The sequence below is a fragment of the Streptomyces sp. NPDC102278 genome (genome assembly GCF_044766345.1).
Classification (GTDB): Bacteria; Actinomycetota; Actinomycetes; order Streptomycetales; family Streptomycetaceae; genus Streptomyces.
The window spans coordinates 385,199-405,534 of the sequence record NZ_JBIWLV010000001.1 but is presented as its reverse complement, the minus strand read 5'-3'; the positions used below and the strand labels follow the sequence as shown (position 1 = coordinate 405,534).

Below are 20,336 nucleotides of genomic sequence, written 5' to 3'. Positions count from 1 at the left end.
CGCGGGCCCTGACGGACACGCTCCTGAGGGCCACGACCGGCGGGCGGGCCGGGCGCGGTCGGGCCCGGGCGGGGCGGAGACGGGACAGGGGGTCAGAGCGGCTTGACGCCACCCAGCGGCGGCACGGTCGGCGGCTCCTTGTCGGTGGGCGGGCGCTGATTGGGGTGCTCGTACCCGGATTCCCGCTCCGCGCGGGCATCCTCCTGGTGGCTGTTGCTCCGGGAGCCGACGTTCCCGTACCCCTGCATCTCATGGGGCCGCAGACCGGCGTCCGGGAACTCCACGGGCTCACGCTCCTCGGAGACCTCCAGCACCGCACCGCCGTCGGGCAGGTGCGGCTGGCTCTCGGTCGTGGGCGGCGCCGGCTCGTGCGCGCGAACCCGTTTGCCCAGCATGAAACCGCCGAGCAGGAACCCCACGACGATCAGTCCGACGACCAGGAGCCACGCGATGTTGGTGAGCGTCCTGTCCACCGCGAGATAGATCAGGTCCGTGTCCATGTGTACTAGTTTCCCTCATCCAGCCCGCATTCACCCTTATGGCCGCATTCACTCCTGAGGCCGCGGAAAACCCCACCACCCCGGGAACGGCGCCCACCGAACGCCGTCCCCGGCGCCCCGGCATCGGAGACCCTGCACAACGCCCCCGTCAGGGGGCGCGCAGGGGCCCGCGATCGGGGGCAGGCACGGGCCCCCGTCCGGAGGCGCGCACCGACCCACGTTCGGAGGCGCGCACGGGCCCGCGATCGGGGACGCGCACGAGGCCACGTGTGGCGGCGGGCATGGACCCACGTCCGGGGCGGGCGCGGGCTGATGTCCGGGGCGGGCGCGGGGCCACGTGCGGGGCGGGCACGGACCCACGTTCGGGGGCGCGCACGGGGCCACGATCGGATTGCGTACGGGACCCACGCCCAAAGGCGCGCACGAGGCCCGCGCCCGGAGGCCCGCACGGGACCCACGCCCAGAGGCCCGCACGGGACCCACGCCCGGCGGCGGGCACGGGACCCACGCCCGGCGGCGGGCACGGGTCCACGTGCAGGGTGGGCACGGACCCGCGTCCGGGGGCGCACACGGGTTCACGCTCGGGGGCGCAAAGGGGGCGCACTCACCCCCGCAGTGGGCCGTCCGAGTCCCGCAGGCCCCCGCCGTCCCTGCCGCCCAACACCCCGAGGATCTCGGCACAGATCGCCATCGCCGTCTCCGCCGGGGTCCGCGCCCCCAGATCCAGGCCGATCGGCCCGTGCACCCGCGCCAGCTCCACCTCGCCCACCCCTGCCGCGATCAACCCCTCGCGCCGCCGCGTGGTGGTCCGCCGGGAGCCGAGCGCACCCACGTACGGGATCCCGAGCGCGAGCGCCGCCCGCAGCGTCGGCACGTCGAAGTCCGGCTCGTGGCTGAGCAGCACCAGACACGCGGCGTCCCGATGATCCGCCAGGACCTTCGCGGCCTCCGCGGCCGACTCCACGGTCGTGACCCCCCACTCCAACAACGCGGCCTGCCGCCCGATGATCTCGGCCAGCTCCCCGCCCCCGCCGATCACCACCTGCGGAGCGGACGGGTACGCCTCCACGAGCACCAGCCCCGACCCCCCGTACAGCGCGTCCCGCCCGGGCCGCCGCGTGGCCAACAGCTCCCCGGCCCGCCGCGCCGCGTCATCGGCCGGCAGGTCCACGGCCCGCACCACCTCGCTCACCGCCCGGTCGGCCGCCGCGTTCAGCCGCGTCACCAAGGCCACCCCGGCCCCCTGCCCCAGCAACTCCCACCACTCGCCCGGGACCGACACCAGCGGCTGCAACAGCACCTCGGCCTGTCCACCACAGGTCAACCTCGCCTCGACGGCCTCCCCGGTCCCGACGGACAGCTCACACACCCGCGCGCTCCCCCCGCCCACCAAGGCGCCCCCCAAGGCGCCCGCCTCGGCGACGAGTTCGGCATCGAAGACCCCCCGGTACAGGGCCCCCACACACTCCCCGCCGGCATCCACCAACACCGCCCCGGCAGGATCCCGCGGCCCGAACCCCTGCTCGGTCACGGGCCGCGCCAGATACGCCTCCCGCCCCTCGGCCACCCACCGCCGCGCCGTCTCCACCAACTCACGCATCGCGCTGCCCATCCTCATCGTCAGAGCCCGCCACAAAGCACCAGGTCAGCGGCGCAAGGTGGCCTCACTCCCAACCTACGCACCCACGTCGCCCCACCCCACCCCCCAAATCCCACAGACCCACCCCCGCCCCCTCGTACGGACCACCGACCCACCCGCATCACCAGGAGGACGCACCACAGGCCGTCCGCGCAGACCCGAGCGAACCCGTCCGGTCCACCCCCGCAGGGCAACCGCACGGCGCCGGCCCGGCCGGGTGAACGCGCGTACCACCCCGGCGAAATGGCTCGGCACCCTGGTCCCGGACCGGCTGACGGCAAGGCTGGAGGAAGCGGGATCTGCCGCTCGCCGCCGAGGACCGACGGATCGCCACCCTCCGCGAGCTCGCCGCGCATCTGCTCACCGATGCGTCGGTGGGCCGGGGCCCGCCGGCGAGGACAGCCGCAGAACTGCAACTGCTCGCCTCCGTCTCCATCCTGGCCCTGGAGCGGCACGACCCCGGGGCCGGTGACGAGGCGGACGACGCCCCCGCTACCCCTGGCAGCAGCGGAAGCCCACACCCCCAGTGGAGCCCACGGACCGACTGGTACCCGAGCGGGACGTACTCGCCTGGTTCGAGCCGCGACGGGCCGAGCGGGTCCTCGCACGACTGCGGAAACGGGCGCTGCTGCTCCCCGCCCCCGAGGCCCAACTGGCCCTCCCACCCCCAACTACACGTCCGAGCCGCCGGATTCGACGACTCCGGACGCCCGGCCGACCGGCTGCTGGCCAGCGCCTACAACGCCGCCGAGGCCAAGGAGATCGCCGCGAACCTCCGCGGCGAGGGCGCAGCCCGCACCCCCGACCAGACCCAGCAACTCGTCACCATCCCCCGCCGCCCCCGCCCGGGTACAAGCCCTGGTGGGGCCGGGGTTCCGCGGCGTCCCCGGCCTACCCTGGTGGACGGAGCCCGTCCCGCGCGCGGGAGTTGCTGAACCCCTGGCGCCCGGCCCACCACTGCTGCGCACCCACTGCTTCCTCAGCCGGTACGGGTAGTCCTGCAAGGCCCCCGACTCCACGTATGCCTTCCGGGAGGGCGGCAGCGGCGAAGAGGGCACCGACTGGCCGCCCCCGCGCGGCCTGCTGATCCCGGTCGGACCCGGCCAGGTGGAACTTCCGTACGAGATCACCCGAGCTGCTCCGCGAGTACGAGTGAGAGGCGAGTCACCGCGGTTCGAGGCCCCTGGGCAAATCCGGGCGCCTTCGTGCTGCCCGGGCTGACCTGCGAGGTTCCGAGGGGAGCCAGGCCACGAATGGGCCGCACCGGCTGTCATACGGCCACGCACGGCGGCAGTTGGCTGCGCATACGCGAAGACCCCGTTCTCAGCGTTCTCGCTGATGGCGGGGTCTTGGGCACACTTGCACAGTGTGCCCCCGGCAGGATTCGAACCTGCGCACACGGCTCCGGAGGCCCCGTGCGTCTCACACGTTCCAGCAGGTCAGAGGGGTAGCTCCCGACTGCGTAGTGGTCCCCGTCCACAAATGGGCCGCAACTAGCGGACCCCTGTACTGGTCGATCGCAGGTCCCACTGCAGCCCGTCCTTAGATAGCCCATGGGAACCTGGCCCACCGGGCGAAGGAGCCCGATCGGGTTTCCGGCATGGGGCGGGCCACGCGGGTTCGCGTCCCTTGAACCGGGCTCGACGCTGGATGCTCGACTCCTCTGGTGTCTCGTACTCGACATATGCTCTACTGAGTGCATGTCAACTCCCCGGCTGACAAAGCCAACCATCGCCGTGCTGGAGGTACTGCTCGCAGCCACCAGCGACAGCCCGGCTTGGGGGCTCAGCATCTGTCGTGATGCAGACCTCGGATCCGGCACTGTCTATCCGATCCTTGATCGACTCTCCGAGTACGGGTGGATCACCAGCCGTAGCGAGAGCACTCCCCACCCGGGCCGGCCCCCGCGCCGCTACTACGAACTCACAGGGCTGGGGCGTCGGCAGGCGCAGGCGTCCCTGGAGAACCGGGCAGTCCGGCGGGTCAGGCTCGGTCTGGCGGGGGGTACGGCATGAGGATGAGGAGTTTCACTTCTCCAAGGTCGCTCCAGCGGGCCGGCTTGGGGGCCATGGGTGGCCGACCTGATGGGCCGATGAAAATCCATGTCAGCGCTGTTGCGGATGCTGACGTCAGGGCGATGAGGCCCGATGGCCGCTCCATTTTGATCGATTCCATGCACCGCCTTCGCGGTGGGGAGCTCCGGCACCTCAGTGTCATGCAGGCTGAGAGGTGGGGATCTCAGCGAATTCTTGTGCTGCGCTGCGATGCTAACCTGCGTGCCGTATTTGCCTGCGGCGATAGCGGCGATCTGTTGTTGCTGCGCGTGATCGACCGTCGCGAATTGGTGAAACTAAGCCCCGAAGTCTTGATGGTGGCGGAGTCTGTCAGCCCCGCAGCTCGGCGAGTCACAAGTATCGCTGCACGCATTGCTGGTCGTCGAAGGGGCCACCTGGGTGAGGAATGGCGTGCTGTTCTGCTCGGTGACCCGGAGCGCGGAATCTTCGTTTCATCTCAACGGAGATTCGCACTCCTAGTGGGTTTCCTGCTGGCTTCCCTTCGTATGCGCGCGCACGACGTTCTTGGTTCTCTGTGGCGGCCTGTCGATTGGGTTATCCGCACCGATCAGCGGGTCAACACCAGCATCGCCGCGATCGTAGGTGGGCAGGCGATCTACATCGTTGGTGACGGCGGGATTCAGGCTTTGATGACGGAAATTTGGGAGCCCTGCGGCATCCTGGGTGGAGGGATGTATGTGCTTGCCCGGCACCTAAGGCGCCGTCGCGGGATCGAGCTCGGCACTCCTCAAACACCTAGCGAATAGCCGGACCTGCTGAGACTGATACGGCCCGGCCGTAGCCAGACCGTCTCATCGCGCCGCATCTTTTGATCCGTAGGTCTAGCCAGACCGGTCAGAGCCGGTCATCCCAGTCACCCCAAGGCCTCCAAGGGGCGCTACCGGACGTGGCCGGTCGCTGCGGTTGCGGTACCGCGCTGCTGTACCGGCGCCGCAGGCATCTCACTCGGCCACTGTCGGGTAGCTGAGGCTGCGCTTGCTACACCCGCAGACCGCAGATGGGTGGTACTCCCTCACGCTGAAACTCATAGCGTTGCGGGCCCGCTGTTCGTAACATGCTCTGCCATGGAAGCAGAGGGAGACGTCCACCGCGCCAACATGATGCACGCAATCGAACTGGCTCGCCAAGGCGAAGTTGGCGGCTGGAGGATCGGTGCTGTTTTGGCAGATCCCAACGGGTCAATTATCGCTACAGGCTACCGAGGTGAAGCAGACATCCGAATCCATGCCGAAGCGCTTGCCGTACAGAAGGCGCGGGATTTGGGGTACGACCTCAAAGGTGCGACTGCATACGTCACACTTGAGCCCTGCGCAAATCTTGAAAGCAAGAACAAGGACGCTTGCTCGACGATCCTTGCCGAAGCCGGCGTTCGTCGCGTGTTCATCGGCGGATACGACAATAACCCTCAAATTTACCGACTTGGCTGGAGAAGCCTCCGCGATGCCAAGGTTGAGCTGCGCGACTTCCCAGCAGACCTGCGCGCCGAAGTGCAGAATCTGAGCCCTGAACGCCGAGCCGACTTCACGGAAAGAAGGGGGCGCGCTAGGGGAAGGACAAAGTTCGACTACACGCAGAACGGGGGGAGATATGAAATCTACCTTGACGAACGGACCGATTCGCCGAAGTGGACAACCCAGTGGACTCAGAGAGGGAGGGGATCCATATACGCGCATGGAGGCGTGGCCGGCATCGTCGCTGAGGCTCGATTTGCCCAAGCCTTTGAAGAAATTGACGACCCCAACGTGTTCGACTTCGAGAGTCACTCCGCACCCATCGAGGAAGGTGGGATTGCTGTATTCAGAAACAACTACGGCCACCTCCTCGTCAAAGTTCTGGAGGTTCACGCGGGGCCTAGATGCGGATCGGCACATTTTTCACTGAAGTTTGAATACGAGATCAGGGTGGCCTAGCAGCCGCAGAGACGACTCCAACCCACCACCCGCCCCAACTCCCATCCCGTCTGCCGTCGACCCACACGTATGTGGAGCGGGCGCGGGCTCTGGCGTCCAGGTGGAGCGCGCCACTGTACGAACGACCTGGACGCCAGAGCCCGTGTCTGCTCGGCTTGCCTGGGTCGACGGCAGACGGGATGGGAGTTCCCCGCCCCAGCCCATTCACGGTCTGCACTCGCCCGCGGCGCCCCCGCCATCCCGGAGTCGGAGCGCCCCCGCCGGAGGCATGTCGGTGAGCGATGAAGCGCCGGCCCGCGGGTTCGACTCATGCCCTTGGGCCTATCCCACTGGCAGGGGCGGGCGTCGGCGGAGCGTGCGCGGAGCGGGCCGAAGGCAGGAGCGTCGCGCAGAGCGGCGCCGGGAAGCCCGCCCGGCGGAGCGGAGCGCAGCCGGGTGCTTGATGAGGTAGAGAAACCTGTAACAGCTCCTGCTGCTCCGGCGGTCTTGCCGATCTGCCCACTGCCTGTTGGCATATACGTGGGGACGGCACGCAGGGGGCGGCTGATGAGCGAGCTGACGGTCCATCCGTGGAAGAAGCATGGCAAGGATCGGCTCTACGTGAATCTGTTGGGCGGCACGGCTGTTGCTTGGGCGGATCGATCGACCAAGGTCGTGACGATCAAAATTCCCAAGTACCAGGACGAAGCTCTGGCACTTCTGCGGCTTCACCTTGGCGACGGGCTCGTCGTCAGTTCCAGTCCGGCGCCTACTCGTGAGCACTACCCCGCCGCGCCTCTCTGGCAGGCAGTGCAGCCCACCTCAACGTCCTCTCCACGCCGATCCGAACGGCCGGCGCCAGTCCCACCCCTCAGTCCCAGCGAGGACCTGGCCAGGAATCGGCCGGGCTCCCGCCTCGTCGGGACGATCGCCGAACGGGGACCGTCGACGGTGCAGCGACTGAAGGCGAAGTTACTGCGGCAGACCACGGAGTGGGATAGCTGGTACACCGGCCTGGAAGGCGAGCGGAGGGTAGGTCGTGAGCTGGAACGCCTCGTCCCGCTGGGCTGGCGGGTGCTTCACGGAATCGAGAAGGGCAACGGCGGCGACATCGACCACTTGATCATCGGCCCCGGCGGGGTGTTCACCGTCAACACCAAGCACCATCGGGGTGCCTCGGTCTGGGTGGGCGACTCCATGGCGAAGATCAACGGTGGGCCACCCCGTCCGTACGCTGCGGCAAGCCAGTCAGAGGCTGACTTCGTGCGAAAGGTACTGGGGCGGTACTGCGCCTTCGAGGTTCCCGTCGAACCGGTCATGGTCTTCGTCGGCATCGCGTCCCTGGATCGGGCAGTAACGCAGTACGCCGTCCGCATCTACCAGGAGCGGGAAGTGGCCGCTCTGGGACCGCTCGCCGGAAAGCTCACGCCTGAGCAGGTAGAGCACGTCCACGATGTCGCTCGTCACCGACGCATCTGGCTCCGCGCCTGACCGGCCGCGTCACGCAGGAGGCGACTTGTGAAGCCCTGCCGGCAGAGCCGTTCGTACGCCTCGGTCACGTCGTCCGGGACGTGTTGGCTGATCATGAATCCCTGCTCGGGATAGACCAACAGCCTCTGCAACGCCCCGACCAGCATGTCGATGACCAGCCGGGCATCGCCGATCGAGTCGACGTACTCGTCCAGAGTCATCGGGCTTGAAGCGCTGACGATCTCCACGCCGGGCCAGAGCTTTCGGGTCGTGGCGTACGCCCGGCGCTCCTCGTACGGCTTGCTGATCAGCAGGACGGAGGACACGTCGACGCCTGCCTCTTGCAGCAGCTCGCGAGAGAAGGTGATGTTCTCTCCCGTGTTCCGGGCTCGCGGTTCAACAAGCACAGCAGAACTGGGGACGCCAAGTTCCAACGCCCGCTCGCGGTAGTGAACGGCCTCACCGCGGGGCATCCGGTCGCGCGTTGTCGGGCTGGTGGCTCCGGTGAACACGAGCAGGGGGGCCATGCCGCGCTCGTAGAGTTCGACCGCCGTCTCGGCCACGCCCAGGTCATGGCTGCCGAGCCCGATCGCGACCGAGCATGGCTGCGGAGCGTGCCCCATCTGGTGGTAGGCCCAGAGAAGCCGGGTATCTGCCCAGTCCTGCGTCGAGATCACTCCTGGCCTTCCCTGTCCTTCGCCGAGTCCGGTACCTGGAAGTCGTATTCCCAGGCGAAGCGCGAGGCAGCGTGCACCCCGAGGGCGAATTCGACCACGGTGCCGTCGGCCGTATAGGTCGTCCGGTGCAGCTCGACTACTGGTTCGCCCTGCGGAAGCTGCAAGAGCCTCGCTTCGTCGGCTGTGGGAGTGCGGGCGAAGATGCGCTCCTTCATGTGGTCGATCTCGTAGCCAGCGTCGTAGAGGACGCGAAACCCGCCGCCACGGCCGGCCGGACCCGGGGTCGGATCCACCAGCCGGGTTCCTTCGACATGCTCGGGCCGGTAGTAGCTGGTGAGCGTGTGAGTCGGCTGGTCGCCTTCCTTGACCAGTCGTGCGCGTGCGTAGACCTGAGCGCCTTCCGGCAGCCCGTGTGCAGCCGCAGCCTCGGGGGGTGCCTCGACGAGGCTGACCGACTGGGTCTGCTCGTTGCGGCGGAACGCACGTCCTGAGGCCACGCGGTCCGCGATGAACGCCACCTCGTCGCCGTCGCGCCACTTGGCCTTGTCGTACCGGGCGATCCCGAGTCGCTTCAGTGGCACCTGCTGTCGGACGATAGTTCCGTGTCCGCGAGATGAGGTGACCAGGCCTTCCGCTTCCAGCGCCTTGTAGGCCGCGTGGACGGTGGCCTTCGAGCCCTCGCCGGCATCCACCAGTTCCCTGATGTGCGGCAATTGCTGCCCTGGGGCGTAGTCGCCTCCTCGGATCTGCTCAGCCAGCTTGTCAGCCAGCTCTCTCCACTTCGGGGCCATCGCGTATCCCTTTCGTTGGCATCAAGTCAAACACAGTCCTAGGACTGTTGACAGTCCTAGGACTGCATTGCACTATCTACTCAAGCGCTCGCAGTCCTAGGACAGCGAGAGTTGGTAGTCCTCTTCGGGCTGCCCCGACAACGCTGGAGGCATTGATGCCGTCGTTCAAGGTAGACACGTCGACCGCCGTGGTGTTCGTGGCCACGGCCCCGACCCCGAAGCTCGTGAGCAAGCAGACCGGCGAGCGCGCCATGGACCGGGAGACCGGCGCCGGTCTGTCGACGGTGGGCCTGCTGATCTCGGACGAGGGGGAGGGCAACCTCTACCAGGTGACCGTCCCGGAGACCGGTCTTCCCGAGGGCCTGATGCCGGGCATGCCGGTGTCGGTGATTGGCCTTAAGGCCCGTGACTGGGAGAACACGTTCAACGGCCAGACCCGCCACGGCATCTCGTTCCGCGCCGTCGCCCTCACGGTCGGGACCTGACCATGGCCGACCTGACGCCCTTATGGGAGATCGGCCTTCCCCTGGCTGGTGCGGGCGGTGTGCTCGGCTATGCGAAGGCTCGGGCGCCTCGGGTGTACTGGTCGCTCGTCGGTCTGCCGATGGCGAGTGCGCGGTTCACGGTGACGTACCGGTCCACGATGGATGTGTGCGGGCTGACGGTCCAGCCGTCCCGCTTCCGGGCCTTCCTCGTCCGCAACGTCGCCCGCCGCAGCGACGTACAGCCGGTTCCGCCGAAGGTCCGCCGGTTGCGGGGCTCTTCGACCGGGATGCGGGTCACCCTGCGTCTGCCGGCCGGGCTGGAGCCCGCCGACGTCATGGCGGCGTCCGAGCGGCTCCGCCACGCCTGGGGGGTCCACTCCGGCCACGTGGTCGAGACGAAGCCGGGGTTCGTGGAGCTGCGGATGACCGGCTACGACGTCCTGCGCCGGGTGAAGATGCCGCGTCGGCTCCCGTCCGGTCGGCTGGTGGCGCCGGTCGCGCTGCGGGAGGACGGTACGGCGTTCGTACGGGACTACGAGAAGGTTCCGCACGCGCTGACGCTCGGCGCCAACCAGTCGGGCAAGTCCATGTACCAGCGGAACCTGATCAAGGGGCTTGCCGGTCTTCGAGTCGCCCTCGTGGGCATCGACTGCAAGCGAGGAGTCGAGCAGCGTCGGTACGCGCCTCGGCTCTCCGCTCTCGCCGTCACGCCGGATGAGGCATCGGGCGTTCTCAACGCTCTCGTGGGGGAGATGGAGGACCGCTTCGACCTGCTGAACCAGTACGGGGCTACCGACGTTTGGGCCTTGCCCGACGAGGTCCGGCCCGTGCCGGTCGTCCTGCTCGTGGACGAGGTCGCGGAACTGTTCCTCGTGGCCACCCGGAAGGACGAGGACCGCCGGGACCAGATGGTCACGCAGTTGATCCGTCTCGGGCAGATGGCCCGTGCCGCCGGTATCTACCTGGAGATCTGCGGTCAGCGCTTCGGCTCCGAACTCGGCAAGGGCGCCACCACGCTCCGCGCGCAGCTCACCGGCCGCGTGGTCCACCGTGTCAACGACAAGCAGACCGCCGACATGGGCTTGGGCGATATCGCCCCGGACGCCGTCGTGGCTGTGACGTCGATCCCGGCCGACAAGCCCGGCGTCGCGGTGGCCGGCGACTCGTCCGGCGGCTGGACCCGGATCCGCACCCCCGAACTGAGCACCGACGAGGCTGCCGAGATCTGCGCCCAGTTCGCGCACCTGACCCCGGACCTTCCGGCCCTCGTGGCCTATCGCCCGGTGCTCCCGGACACTGTCCCGGCCACCGAGCCGTTCCCGCTGGTCAAGCCGATCCCGGCCATGGACTAGCAGTCCCCCTCCCCTCGGTCGGCGCGACCTTCTCGCGCCAGGTCCCTACCGGCCCATGCCCGGAATCGAAAGGAACCGTCATGACCATCGCCAAGACGCCTTCGCCCCGAAAGTCCCGTCCGCCCAAGCCCGCTCCGGCCTCCGAGAAGTGCGGGACCTGTGCCGGATCGGGCGAGACCACGACGACTGTCCGCGTCGGGCGAAAGCGCCGGGAGATCGGCGCCACGCAGACCGGGCTGTGCCTGGACTGCCTCGGCTCCGGCACCGCGTGACCAGTCCCCGAACTACCGGTGCCGGAGCACAGGGCCCGGCACCGGCCCCCGAAAGGAGGTGACCTGTGTCCCGCTCTCTCCGCCTCGACCCCGTGCTGATCCAGGCCGTAATCGCGGGTGCCCTGTCCTTCGCCCACCTGCACGACCTAGCTGCGGCGGCAGGACAGGACGGTTGGAAGGCCTGGGCCTACCCGGTGAGCGTCGACCTGCTGTTGGTCGCTGCATGGCGCCGGATGCGCACGGATACGGAGAACCGTGACGCCTGGCTCTGGTTCGCCATCGCCCTCGTCGCATCGCTCGGCGCCAACGTCGCCACCGCCGGACTCCTCGACCTGACCGATGTCCCGCCCTGGCTGCGGATCCTCGTCGCCGGCTGGCCCGCGCTCGCCTTCCTCGGCGGCACGCTCCTCGCCCATGCACCTGCCCCCGCGGTAGAGCCCGACCACTCGGAACAGCCCCAGGTCGAGCCCACCCCGGACGTCACCGTGGAGCGCGAACCCGAACCGGCTGCCGAGTTGCCGCCAGCGGACCCCGCTCCGGCATCCGAACCGCCGCAGGCCGCCCTGACCACACCCGCCGTCTCGGTACCGCCCGCTCTGCTCGACCACGCCCAGAAGATCGCGAACGCGCACCAGGCCCAGACCGGCGCCCCGATCGACACCGCGACCCTGCGCAGTCGCCTCGGCGTAACGCCCGCGCTCGCTGACGCCATCGCCCTCCAACTCGCCTGACAGGAAGGAGATAGACCCGTGCGCCCGAACCGCTTCCACAACGTCATCCGCATAGGCCCGGTGCAGGTCGGCACTCACAACGACGGGCGGGGCCGTACCCGGCACACCGCCGTGTGCACCGCCCCCGGCTGCGACTTCTCCGCCGACTACCTCACCCGCGCCGCCGCCGAACTCGCCGCCCGCACCCACCGCTGCAGCCCGCGCTGACCACGAGGAGACCCGCGTCATGGACGTACCGCTCTGGCTCGCGCTGATCGTCGTCGGCGCCCTCGGCTACAAGCTCATCCGCCCGCCGCTGTGGCTCGTGGCGGTGATCCTCCTAGGCGGATACCTGCTCGCCAACAGCTTCGCCGCGCCGCTCATCGACTCGCTCACCAAGTAGGGAGACCCCGTCATGATCCGCCCGAAGATCCCGGTCAACCCGCTCCCGACCGGCCTCGTCGCCCCGCTCGTCCACCCGACCACCGGGGACATCACCCACGGCTCGACCAATGCCCCGGTCTGCGACTGCCAGCACACCGCCCCGGCCCCGACCGCCGGCCAGTCCCGCGTTCAGCTCCCCGCGGTCCGCCTGACCCCGGCCGGCCTCGTCGCCGTTGTCGCCGGTGGCGCGGGTCTGGTCCTCGTCGTCGGCGCGGTCCTGGTTTCCATGCTCCTCGCGGTCGCCATCACCGGCGCCTCGGTCGCCGTCTGCGCCGTCGCCCTGCGCTCGCTCCTCAACGGCCAGACCCACCGCTGACCGGCCCCGGGACGGCTTCCACCGCCAAGTTTCCGCCGTCCCGGCGCCGCACTCCTGCCCGAACCAGACGATCCGGAAGGAAGCACCATCATGACCCAGCACACCCATGCCCTGGCACAGGTCTGCCCGAACTGCGACGGCCACCCCTCCGTCGCCGTCACCCTCGGCGGCCGCGACCGCGCCGGCCACCTCCGCACCATCACCGCGCACTGCCCGGCCTGCCACGGCACCGGCACCCTCGCCCGCCACACCGCGGTCACCACGGCCGGCCGGTGACGGGCATGACTACCCTCAGCCCCTCTGGGGACCGCCCGGGACTGCACGTCAGCAAGCCGTCCCCCTCCACACCGGCCACCGCCTCCGCGGTCTGCCACTGCGGCGCCTCCGCCACCGCTGAGGGAGATGCCCAGGTCGGTGCGCTGGTCGCTGGATGGAACGCCAACCACGGCTCCGCCCACAACAGCGGGGGTACCCGGTGAGCCGGGCACCGCGGGTCTTGGATCTCTTCTCCTGCGCCGGCGGGGCCGCCATGGGCTACCACCAGGCGGGCTTTGAGGTCGACGGCTGCGACATCGCCGAACGCCCCTGCTACCCGTTCCCCTACCACCGGGGTGACGCGCTCGAATACCTCGCACGACTGATCGCGAGTGGCGACATCGAGCAGTACGCCGTCGTCCACGCCTCTCCGCCCTGTCAGGCCGGTTGCGGCCTCACCGTTGGCACCAACCAGTCCCGGGGCTGGGGCGGCATCCACGCCGACCTCGTGGCACCGACCCGGGAACTCCTCGACGCCTGCGGGCTTCCCTACGTGATCGAGCAGCCCAACGGGCGCGCGGCCATCCGCAAAGACCTCAAGCTCTGCGGCGAAATGTTCGGCCTGGGCGTCCTGCGTCACCGCAACTTCGAGCTCGGCCGCTGGTCCACCGCGCAGCCCACTCACCCGCGTCACCGGGGCTACGTCCGCGGCCATCGTCACGGCATCCACCGCGACGGCCCTTACGTGGCTGCGTACGGCAAAGGCGGCGGCAAGGCCACCGTCCCGGAGATGCAGGCCGCCATGGGGATCACCTGGACCGACATCCACACCGAACTGACCGAAGCCATCCCGCCCGCTTACACCCGCTGGATCGGCACCGCGTTCCTGACCGCACGACAGGAGGTGCTGGCGTGACCGACACCGCCACCGCGGCGGGCCTGGACCCGGCCACCCTGAGCGATCTGCTCCGGGTGGCCGGGGACCCCGGCTTCGACCGCCTCCACGAACAGATCCGCCGCACCGGAGGATGCACCGCCCCGATCCGACTCAGCGGCGGAACCAAGCTCCTCGACCCCGCCACCCGCACCGTGATCCACGCCTACAACACCGACACCGAACCCGGCGGCGTCCTCCGCGTCGCCTGCGGCAACCGCCGCGCCTCCCGGTGCCCCGCCTGCGCCTGGACGTACGCCGGCGACACGTACCACCTGATCCGGGCCGGACTCGTCGGCGCCCCCGACAAGGGCACCCCCGAAACGATCCGCGACCACCCCCGCGTCTTCGCCACCCTTACCGCCCCGTCCTTCGGACCGGTCCACAACCGCCCCGGTACCCGGCCCTGCCGCTGCGGTACTCGGCACTCCGAAGACGCGCCCGCACTCGGCACCCCGCTCGACCCGGACACCTACGACTACGCGGGCGCCGTGCTGTGGAACAACCACGCCTCCGAACTGTGGCGATACTTCACGATCTACCTCCGCCGCGAGATCGCCCGCCGCGCCGGCCTGACCCAGAAGGCCGCCCGCGAACAGTCCCGCGTCTCCTTCGGCAAGGTCGCCGAGTACCAGAAGCGCGGCGCCGTCCACTTCCACGCGGTGGTCCGCTTCGACGGACCGGACGGGCCCGACAGCCCGCCGCCCGCCTGGGCCACCCTCGACCTGCTCACCGACGCCATCCGCGCCGCCGCCGCCCGCGTCCGCGTCGTCGTGCCGCCCAGCCCGAAGCACGGCATCAACAACGACTGGGCCCTCCAGTGGGGCGACCAACTCGACGTCCAACCCATCGGCGCCTTCGGGGACGGGGAAGAACTGACGGAGCAAGCCGTCGCCTCCTACGTCGCCAAGTACGCGACCAAGGCCGCCGAGACCACCGGCACCGTCGACCACCCGGTCGGCAACAAGGAAGCCCTCGTCCTCCTCGGCATCCCAGACCACCCGCGGCGCCTCATGGAAGCCTGCATGGACCTGGATCGGGCCTACCCGGACCGACGCCTCAGGGCCTGGGCCCACATGCTCGGCTTCCGCGGGCACTTCTCCACCAAGTCCCGCCGCTACTCCACCACCCTCGGCGCCTTACGCCAGGTTCGGGCCGACTACCGCGCCGCCCAGCAACGCGCCTCCCTCGGCCTGCCCGACGCCGACGACCACCCGGAGGCCACCCTCCTCGTCATCGCCCACTGGTCCTACGCCGGCCACGGGGCCACCCCCGGCGAGTCCTGGCTCGCCGCCAACGTCCGCCGCGATATCCGGCTCAACCGCGAGGCCGCCCGCGAAGCCCTGATGGACCTGGAAGGAGCGGTGACGTGAAGGACGAATTGATGACCGTCCCGGAGATCCTCGCGGAGCTGAAAGGGATCTCCCGGCGCACCTTCTACCGGTGGCGCGAGCTCGGTGATGCCCCTGAGGCCTTCAAGCTGCCCAACGGCGAACTACGCGTGTGGCGGAGTGACTTTCTTGCCTGGCTTCGGAGCCGGGAGGGTGCTGCCGCGTGAAATCGCTCGATGTCAAGATCTGGAGTGTCCGAAAGAGGGACACGAAGAAGCCCTCCTATGACGTGCGCTGGTCTGTGGCTGGGCAGGTCTTTTCCGAGTCGTTCAGGACGAAAGGGCTCGCGGACAACTTCCGATCCAAGCTGATGCGGGCGGCCCGTGACGGTGAGGAGTTCGACACGGAGTCGGGCCTTCCCGGTTCGATGGCCGAGCAGAAGGCGACGCTGAGCTGGTACGCCTTTGCGCTCAAGTACCTCGCCATGAAGTGGCCCCATGCGGCGCCGAATACCCGGGACGGGATCAACGAATCCTTGGCTTCGGTCACGATGGCCCTGCTGGATGACCGACCTGGCCGGCCTGCCGATGTCGAGATGCGGAAGGCTCTTCGGAACTGGGCATTCGTGCTGCCCGGTCCGGACAGCAGGGAGCTTCCCCCGGAGATCGGAAACATCCTGCACTGGGTCGGCAAGGCCTCTCGGCCCTTGTCAGATCTCACTGACCCGGCCCTTGGGCGAGCGGTGCTCGATTCGCTGAAGATCAAATTGGATGGGACTGCGGCTGCTGCCGAGACCGTACGGCGGAAACGGCGCACCCTGGTCAATGCCCTGCACTACGCGGTGGATCTCGGGGAATTCCGGGAGAACCCGCTCTCGACGGTCCGCTGGCAGAAGCCCAAGGTGTCGAACGAGGTCGACCCGCGAGTAGTGGCCAACCCTGAGCAAGCCCGATCGCTCCTGCACGCTGTCTCGTACGTCGGTGGATACAGCCGGGCTCGTGGACGGCGGCTGGTGGGGCTCTTCGCGGGGATGTACTTCGGGGGCTTCCGGCCGGCTGAGGTGGTGGGGCTGGCCGAGTCGGACCTGACCCTTCCGGTGGCCGGCTGGGGGACGGCACTCCTTCACCGGACCAGGCCGAGCGTCGGCAAACAGTGGACCGACTCCGGCGAGAGCCATGACGACCGCGGGCTGAAGAACCGGCCCACGGAAGACGTCCGACGAGTGCCGATTCCACCCCAGCTCGTGAGCATCCTGCGCGAGCACCTCGACACCTTCGGCACCGCCAAGGACGGGCGGCTGTTCTTCAGCGAGGGTGGGGGAGTGGTCTCCTCCTCGACCTACTACCGGGCGTGGCAGGAAGCCCGAGTGCTAGCCCTACCGCCGGCCGCAGCCGCCTCGCCGCTCGCCCACCGGCCCTACGACCTGAGGCACTCGGCGCTCTCCACGTGGCTCAATGCCGGCGTCGACCCGACCGAGGTCGCCGAGCGCGCGGGCAACAGCGTGGAGGTGCTGCTCAGTCGGTACGCGAAGTGCCTCGACGGTCGGCAGGAGGTGGCCAACCGGCGGATTGAAGATCTGCTCAGCGAGTACGAGTGATCGCGAGTGACTGGCGATACGCTGCGAGGCCCCTGGACCTGCCCGGGGGCCTTCGGCGTTTCTACCGCTGACCTGCGCCGATGGACCAAGATCCTGTCCACGAATAGTCCACAGGGCCTGACATACGGGTGCGCAGGGCCGCAGTTGGCTGCGCATACGCGAAGACCCCGTTCTCAGCGTTAGGGCTGATGGCGGGGTCTTTGGGCACTTCCTGCGAAGTGCCCCCGGCAGGATTCGAACCTGCGCACACGGCTCCGGAGGCCGTTGCTCTATCCCCTGAGCTACGGGGGCGCGTCGCTTGTGTTGCTGCGACGGGTTGAACACTACCAGCTCTCACCGGGTGATCAGGAACTCGTTTACCGGGGAGAGGGGAGTGCGTCGCCCGCAGGGGGTGGAAGTGGCGAAAACCCGGACGCGGGGGCGGTGGCGGACCTACTCTCGAGTTGTGTCAGGCGCCTCGGGTCGGGTGCTTGTTGTCGACGACAACAAGGTCATCCGGCAGTTGATCAAGGTCAATCTCGAGCTGGAGGGCTTCGAGGTCGTGACCGCGAACGATGGTGCCGAGTGCCTGGACGTCGTCCATCAGGTGTGTCCCGACGTGATCACCCTTGATGTGGTCATGCCGCGGTTGGACGGGTTCGGGGCGGCCGCGCAGTTGCGGGCCGATCCGCGGACGCGGCACCTGCCCGTCGCCATCGTCAGCGCGTGTACCCAGTACGAGGTCGAGGTCGGGATCGCCGCCGGTGTGGACGCTTTCCTTGCCAAGCCCTTCGAGCCCGCCGAGCTGGTGCGCGTCGTGCGCAGGCTGGCCGAGCGCAGGGACCGGCGCGAGCGGAAAGGGGAACCCGCGGGCAGAGGGAGAGGGTGAGTCGGACGGACCGGCAGGGTCGGATGGGCCCCGTGTCTGAGGGACTGAGTGGGCCCTGTCCTCTTGTATGTGTTCAGGTGTGGGTTCAGGTCTGTGTTCAGGTCTGTGTTCACATGCCGAAACCCTTCGCCTGACCCGAGGGCTTCTCCCCTAGGCTGGGTGCTGTGACCCCCGCTGACCTCTCTCGTACCGTCGTGCGCGCCGTGCGCTGCGCCGTCGAGGACGGGGAGCTGCCGTCCGATGCGGTCGCGCCTGAGCGGGTCGTGGTCGAGCGGACCCGTCCCGGTGGGGTGGGGGAGTACGCCACGCCCGTCGCGTTCCAGGTGGCGAAGTCGGCCCGTCGCGTTCCGCGTGAGGTGGCGGCGGTACTCGCGCGGCGGCTGGAGGTGGCGGAGGGGATCGAGCGCGTCGAGATCACCGGGGCGGGGTTCTTGAACTTCGTGCTGCGCAGGCGTTCCGTCGCCGATCTGGTGCGGGAGATCCGGGACAACGGTCTTCGGTACGGATGCCCCCCGGCCGCAGCCACGCCCGCGGTCCCGGCCACGCCCGCAGTCCCGGCCACGCCCGCGCTCCCGGCCACGCCCGCAGCTCCGACCCCCGCCCCGGCCATAGCCACAGCCCCGGCCATAGCCACAGTCCCGGCGCCGGCCACAGCCCCCGACCACACCCCCGCCCCCGCCGTCGAGCTCCGGGCGCGCGTCATCCGTGATGTCCTGCTCCGGATCGCGGCCACGCAGGGCCCGACGGCGCCCGGCGCCACCGTTCGTACCGCACCCGCCCCGAACATCGCACCCGTCCCCGCCGGGGAAGGGGACGTCGTCGCGCGCTTCGGCGTCGACGCCGCCGCCTGGGCCATGCTCGCCGTCGCGCCCCACGAGAGCCCGGTGTTCGCCGAGCGGCTGCTCGCGCAGGACGAGTCCAACGAGTTCTTCCGCGTCCGGTACGCCCATTCCCGCGCCCGCGCGCTGACCCGCAACGCCGCCCGGCTCGGGTTCCAGAGCCTGCCCGGTGAAATGGTCGGTGAGGTGGTCGGCGAGGCGGTCGGCGAGGGCGGCCTTCCGCGCGTCCTCGCCGACCATCCCCTCGCCCTGGAGGCCGCCGCGCACCACCGTGCGCCCGAGCGGCTCGTACGGCAGCTCGTCGGGCTGGCCGACGAGCTGCTCGACTTCCAGCACCGGGTACTGCCCCGGGGCGACGAGAAACCCTCGGCCGCCCACCGCTCCCGGCTGGCTCTCGCCGAAGCCGCCGGGACGGTGCTGGCCGGTGGCCTGACCCTGTTCGGCATGGACGCCCCTGAACGCCTGTGACCCGCAAAGAGAGATTCCGATGAGCCGTTCCGCGCACCCCGCCGGCCCCCGCCACGCCGACGTCATGCCCGAGGGCCACTACGCCCCGCCGCCCGCCGACCTGAACGCGCTCGACGAGAAGGTCTGGGCCCGCACCGTCACGCGTGGCGACGACGGCGTGGTCAGCGTCGGCAAGGTCGAAGTCACCCGGCTCGCCGAGGAGTTCGGGACGCCCGCCTTCTTCCTCGACGAGGCGGACTTCCGCGCCCGCTGCCGCGCCTGGGCGGATGCCTTCGGGCCCGACGCGGACGTGTTCTACGCGGGCAAGGCGTTCCTCTCCAAGGCCGTCGTGAAGTGGCTCAAGGAAGAGGGGCTCAACCTCGACGTCTGCTCCGGCGGCGAGCTGACCACGGCGCTCGCCGCCGAGATGCCCGCCGGGCGCATCGCCTTCCACGGCAACAACAAGTCCGTCGCCGAGATCACCCGCGCCATCGAGGCCGGCGTCGGCCGGATCGTCCTCGACTCGTACCAGGAGATCGCCCGCGTCGCGCACATCGCGCGCGAGCTGGGCGTACGGCAGCCGGTGCAGATCCGCGTCACCGTCGGCGTCGAGGCGCACACCCACGAGTTCATCGCCACCGCACACGAGGACCAGAAGTTCGGCATCGCCGTCGCCGACGGCTCCGCCGCCGAGGCCGTGCGCCGCGCGCTCGGGCACGACAGCCTGGAGCTGCTCGGCATCCACTCCCACATCGGCTCGCAGATCTTCGACATGGCGGGCTTCGAGGTGTCGGCCAAGCGCGTGGTCCGGCTCCTGGCCGCCGTCCGCGACGAGCACGGCGTCGAACTCCCGGAGATCGACCTGGGCGGCGGCCTCGGCATCGCCTACACCTCCGCCGACGACCCGCGCGAGCCCCACGAGATCGCCAAGGCCCTGCACGAGATCGTCGCCCGCGAGTGCGAGTCGGCCGGCCTGCGCGCCCCGCGGATCTCCGTGGAACCCGGACGGGCGATCGTCGGCCCGACGGCCTTCACCCTGTACGAGGTGGGCACGATCAAGCCGCTGGAGGGGCTGCGGACGTACGTGTCCGTCGACGGCGGCATGTCCGACAACATCCGTACCGCCCTCTACGACGCCGAGTACACGGTCAACCTGGTCTCGCGCGTCTCCGACGCCGAACCGATGCTCGTCCGCGTCGTCGGCAAGCACTGCGAGAGCGGTGACATCGTGGTCAAGGACGCGTTCCTGCCGGCCGACCTGGCCCCGGGCGACCTGCTGGCCGTACCGGCGACCGGCGCGTACTGCCGCTCCATGGCCAGCAACTACAACCACTCGCTCCGTCCGCCCGTCGTCGCCGTGCGCGACGGACAGGCGCGAGTGATCGTCCGTCGCGAGACGGAGGAGGATCTCCTGAGTCTCGACCTCGGATGATGAAATAGACGTC

At 69.4% G+C, this 20,336-nt stretch carries 24 protein-coding genes and 1 tRNA gene; 20 read left to right on the top strand and 5 right to left on the bottom strand.

Translation table 11 applies throughout. The features are described 5' to 3' along the window. Window positions 1–92: 92 nt before the first annotated feature. Complete coding sequence (locus ACIRO3_RS01805; protein ID WP_404131533.1) at window positions 93–500, bottom strand: DUF6479 family protein; 408 nt, start codon at window positions 498–500, stop codon at window positions 93–95. Between the two features lie 604 nt (window positions 501–1,104). After that, the gene (locus ACIRO3_RS01800; RefSeq protein ID WP_404131531.1) at window positions 1,105–2,100 is read right to left on the bottom strand and encodes an XdhC family protein; all 996 of its coding nucleotides are present in this window, start codon (window positions 2,098–2,100) and stop codon (window positions 1,105–1,107) included. A 1,592-nt stretch (window positions 2,101–3,692) separates the two neighbouring features. Here ACIRO3_RS01800 and ACIRO3_RS01795 point away from each other — a divergent pair. The 4 genes from ACIRO3_RS01795 (at window position 3,693) to ACIRO3_RS01780 (ending at window position 7,594) form a co-directional block, all read left to right on the top strand. Beyond that, window positions 3,693–4,154 carry a PadR family transcriptional regulator gene (locus tag ACIRO3_RS01795; protein WP_404131529.1) on the top strand — a complete coding sequence of 154 codons (462 nt, stop codon included), beginning with the start codon at window positions 3,693–3,695 and terminating at the stop codon, window positions 4,152–4,154. A gap of 77 nt (window positions 4,155–4,231) precedes the next feature. Beyond that, window positions 4,232–4,960 carry a hypothetical protein gene (locus ACIRO3_RS01790; RefSeq protein ID WP_404131528.1) on the top strand — a complete coding sequence of 243 codons (729 nt, stop codon included), beginning with the start codon at window positions 4,232–4,234 and terminating at the stop codon, window positions 4,958–4,960. A 318-nt stretch (window positions 4,961–5,278) separates the two neighbouring features. Continuing rightward, window positions 5,279–6,124: a deaminase gene (locus ACIRO3_RS01785; protein ID WP_404131526.1), complete on the top strand. Its 846-nt coding sequence runs from the start codon at window positions 5,279–5,281 to the stop codon at window positions 6,122–6,124. Between the two features lie 546 nt (window positions 6,125–6,670). After that, complete coding sequence (locus tag ACIRO3_RS01780; RefSeq protein WP_404131524.1) at window positions 6,671–7,594, top strand: nuclease-related domain-containing protein; 924 nt, start codon at window positions 6,671–6,673, stop codon at window positions 7,592–7,594. Here ACIRO3_RS01780 and ACIRO3_RS01775 read toward each other — a convergent pair. Next, a complete protein-coding gene (locus tag ACIRO3_RS01775) occupies window positions 7,567–8,250 on the bottom strand; it encodes a YdcF family protein (RefSeq protein WP_404131522.1) in 684 nt (227 codons plus the stop codon). The two genes, ACIRO3_RS01780 and ACIRO3_RS01775, sit on opposite strands and share 28 nt — an antisense overlap. Then, a complete protein-coding gene (locus ACIRO3_RS01770; RefSeq protein WP_404131520.1) occupies window positions 8,247–9,041 on the bottom strand; it encodes a GntR family transcriptional regulator in 795 nt (264 codons plus the stop codon). The genes ACIRO3_RS01775 and ACIRO3_RS01770 overlap by 4 nt, the downstream gene beginning before the upstream one ends. A 155-nt stretch (window positions 9,042–9,196) precedes the next feature. Here ACIRO3_RS01770 and ACIRO3_RS01765 point away from each other — a divergent pair, with 155 nt between their 5' ends. The 13 genes from ACIRO3_RS01765 to ACIRO3_RS01705 all read left to right on the top strand — a co-directional run bounded on the left by ACIRO3_RS01765 (window position 9,197) and on the right by ACIRO3_RS01705 (window position 16,737). Beyond that, window positions 9,197–9,526, top strand: a complete 330-nt coding sequence (locus tag ACIRO3_RS01765; protein WP_404131518.1) for a hypothetical protein — start codon at window positions 9,197–9,199, stop codon at window positions 9,524–9,526. A 2-nt stretch (window positions 9,527–9,528) separates the two neighbouring features. Next, window positions 9,529–10,878 (top strand): FtsK/SpoIIIE domain-containing protein, encoded by a 1,350-nt coding sequence (locus ACIRO3_RS01760; RefSeq protein ID WP_404131516.1) that lies wholly within the window; start codon window positions 9,529–9,531, stop codon window positions 10,876–10,878. 80 nt (window positions 10,879–10,958) lie between these two features. After that, window positions 10,959–11,150, top strand: coding sequence for a hypothetical protein (locus tag ACIRO3_RS01755; RefSeq protein ID WP_404131514.1), 192 nt, complete (start codon window positions 10,959–10,961; stop codon window positions 11,148–11,150). A 65-nt stretch (window positions 11,151–11,215) separates the two neighbouring features. Next, window positions 11,216–11,881 carry a DUF2637 domain-containing protein gene (locus ACIRO3_RS01750; RefSeq protein ID WP_404131512.1) on the top strand — a complete coding sequence of 222 codons (666 nt, stop codon included), beginning with the start codon at window positions 11,216–11,218 and terminating at the stop codon, window positions 11,879–11,881. A gap of 18 nt (window positions 11,882–11,899) precedes the next feature. Next, on the top strand, window positions 11,900–12,088 hold the full coding sequence (locus ACIRO3_RS01745; protein ID WP_404131510.1) for a mobile element transfer protein: 189 nt from the start codon (window positions 11,900–11,902) through the stop codon (window positions 12,086–12,088). Between the two features lie 19 nt (window positions 12,089–12,107). Next, window positions 12,108–12,263, top strand: a complete 156-nt coding sequence (locus ACIRO3_RS01740; protein ID WP_404131508.1) for a hypothetical protein — start codon at window positions 12,108–12,110, stop codon at window positions 12,261–12,263. A gap of 12 nt (window positions 12,264–12,275) precedes the next feature. After that, window positions 12,276–12,620 carry a SpdD-like protein gene (locus ACIRO3_RS01735; RefSeq protein WP_404131507.1) on the top strand — a complete coding sequence of 115 codons (345 nt, stop codon included), beginning with the start codon at window positions 12,276–12,278 and terminating at the stop codon, window positions 12,618–12,620. A gap of 90 nt (window positions 12,621–12,710) precedes the next feature. Beyond that, window positions 12,711–12,896 (top strand): hypothetical protein, encoded by a 186-nt coding sequence (locus tag ACIRO3_RS01730; RefSeq protein ID WP_404131505.1) that lies wholly within the window; start codon window positions 12,711–12,713, stop codon window positions 12,894–12,896. Window positions 12,897–12,901: 5 nt separating this feature from the next. Continuing rightward, entirely contained in the window at window positions 12,902–13,099 is a 198-nt protein-coding gene (locus tag ACIRO3_RS01725) for a hypothetical protein (protein ID WP_404131503.1), read from the top strand. A gap of 50 nt (window positions 13,100–13,149) precedes the next feature. After that, window positions 13,150–13,791 (top strand): DNA methylase, encoded by a 642-nt coding sequence (locus tag ACIRO3_RS01720; RefSeq protein ID WP_404132309.1) that lies wholly within the window; start codon window positions 13,150–13,152, stop codon window positions 13,789–13,791. Continuing rightward, the gene (repSA, locus tag ACIRO3_RS01715; protein WP_404131501.1) at window positions 13,788–15,182 is read left to right on the top strand and encodes a replication initiator protein RepSA; all 1,395 of its coding nucleotides are present in this window, start codon (window positions 13,788–13,790) and stop codon (window positions 15,180–15,182) included. Before ACIRO3_RS01720 ends, repSA begins: the two co-directional genes overlap by 4 nt. Window positions 15,183–15,193: 11 nt before the next feature. Beyond that, entirely contained in the window at window positions 15,194–15,367 is a 174-nt protein-coding gene (locus tag ACIRO3_RS01710; protein WP_404132307.1) for a helix-turn-helix transcriptional regulator, read from the top strand. Next, the gene (locus tag ACIRO3_RS01705) at window positions 15,364–16,737 is read left to right on the top strand and encodes a tyrosine-type recombinase/integrase (RefSeq protein ID WP_404131499.1); all 1,374 of its coding nucleotides are present in this window, start codon (window positions 15,364–15,366) and stop codon (window positions 16,735–16,737) included. Before ACIRO3_RS01710 ends, ACIRO3_RS01705 begins: the two co-directional genes overlap by 4 nt. A 219-nt stretch (window positions 16,738–16,956) precedes the next feature. Here ACIRO3_RS01705 and ACIRO3_RS01700 read toward each other — a convergent pair. After that, window positions 16,957–17,028: transfer RNA gene (locus ACIRO3_RS01700), tRNA-Arg, on the bottom strand. 82 nt (window positions 17,029–17,110) lie between these two features. Between ACIRO3_RS01700 and ACIRO3_RS01695 the strand changes: the two genes are divergently transcribed. The 3 genes from ACIRO3_RS01695 to lysA all read left to right on the top strand — a co-directional run bounded on the left by ACIRO3_RS01695 (window position 17,111) and on the right by lysA (window position 20,323). Further along, window positions 17,111–17,605, top strand: coding sequence for a response regulator (locus ACIRO3_RS01695; protein ID WP_404131497.1), 495 nt, complete (start codon window positions 17,111–17,113; stop codon window positions 17,603–17,605). A gap of 164 nt (window positions 17,606–17,769) precedes the next feature. After that, complete coding sequence (gene nrtL / locus ACIRO3_RS01690; RefSeq protein ID WP_404131495.1) at window positions 17,770–18,912, top strand: ArgS-related anticodon-binding protein NrtL; 1,143 nt, start codon at window positions 17,770–17,772, stop codon at window positions 18,910–18,912. A 19-nt stretch (window positions 18,913–18,931) separates the two neighbouring features. After that, a complete protein-coding gene (lysA, locus tag ACIRO3_RS01685; protein ID WP_404131494.1) occupies window positions 18,932–20,323 on the top strand; it encodes a diaminopimelate decarboxylase in 1,392 nt (463 codons plus the stop codon). The last annotated feature ends 13 nt before the right edge of the window (window positions 20,324–20,336 follow it).

Bases quoted from the DNA above. Each gene is read 5' to 3' on its own strand.
- ACIRO3_RS01805 (WP_404131533.1), bottom strand. From the start codon at position 500: ATGGACACGGACCTGATCTATCTCGCGGTGGACAGGACGCTCACCAAC.
- ACIRO3_RS01800 (WP_404131531.1), bottom strand. From the start codon at position 2,100: ATGCGTGAGTTGGTGGAGACGGCGCGGCGGTGGGTGGCCGAGGGGCGG.
- ACIRO3_RS01795 (WP_404131529.1), top strand. From the start codon at position 3,693: ATGGGAACCTGGCCCACCGGGCGAAGGAGCCCGATCGGGTTTCCGGCA.
- ACIRO3_RS01790 (WP_404131528.1), top strand. From the start codon at position 4,232: ATGAAAATCCATGTCAGCGCTGTTGCGGATGCTGACGTCAGGGCGATG.
- ACIRO3_RS01785 (WP_404131526.1), top strand. From the start codon at position 5,279: ATGGAAGCAGAGGGAGACGTCCACCGCGCCAACATGATGCACGCAATC.
- ACIRO3_RS01780 (WP_404131524.1), top strand. From the start codon at position 6,671: ATGAGCGAGCTGACGGTCCATCCGTGGAAGAAGCATGGCAAGGATCGG.
- ACIRO3_RS01770 (WP_404131520.1), bottom strand. From the start codon at position 9,041: ATGGCCCCGAAGTGGAGAGAGCTGGCTGACAAGCTGGCTGAGCAGATC.
- ACIRO3_RS01765 (WP_404131518.1), top strand. From the start codon at position 9,197: ATGCCGTCGTTCAAGGTAGACACGTCGACCGCCGTGGTGTTCGTGGCC.
- ACIRO3_RS01760 (WP_404131516.1), top strand. From the start codon at position 9,529: ATGGCCGACCTGACGCCCTTATGGGAGATCGGCCTTCCCCTGGCTGGT.
- ACIRO3_RS01755 (WP_404131514.1), top strand. From the start codon at position 10,959: ATGACCATCGCCAAGACGCCTTCGCCCCGAAAGTCCCGTCCGCCCAAG.
- ACIRO3_RS01740 (WP_404131508.1), top strand. From the start codon at position 12,108: ATGGACGTACCGCTCTGGCTCGCGCTGATCGTCGTCGGCGCCCTCGGC.
- ACIRO3_RS01735 (WP_404131507.1), top strand. From the start codon at position 12,276: ATGATCCGCCCGAAGATCCCGGTCAACCCGCTCCCGACCGGCCTCGTC.
- ACIRO3_RS01730 (WP_404131505.1), top strand. From the start codon at position 12,711: ATGACCCAGCACACCCATGCCCTGGCACAGGTCTGCCCGAACTGCGAC.
- ACIRO3_RS01725 (WP_404131503.1), top strand. From the start codon at position 12,902: ATGACTACCCTCAGCCCCTCTGGGGACCGCCCGGGACTGCACGTCAGC.
- ACIRO3_RS01720 (WP_404132309.1), top strand. From the start codon at position 13,150: ATGGGCTACCACCAGGCGGGCTTTGAGGTCGACGGCTGCGACATCGCC.
- ACIRO3_RS01710 (WP_404132307.1), top strand. From the start codon at position 15,194: ATGACCGTCCCGGAGATCCTCGCGGAGCTGAAAGGGATCTCCCGGCGC.
- lysA (WP_404131494.1), top strand. From the start codon at position 18,932: ATGAGCCGTTCCGCGCACCCCGCCGGCCCCCGCCACGCCGACGTCATG.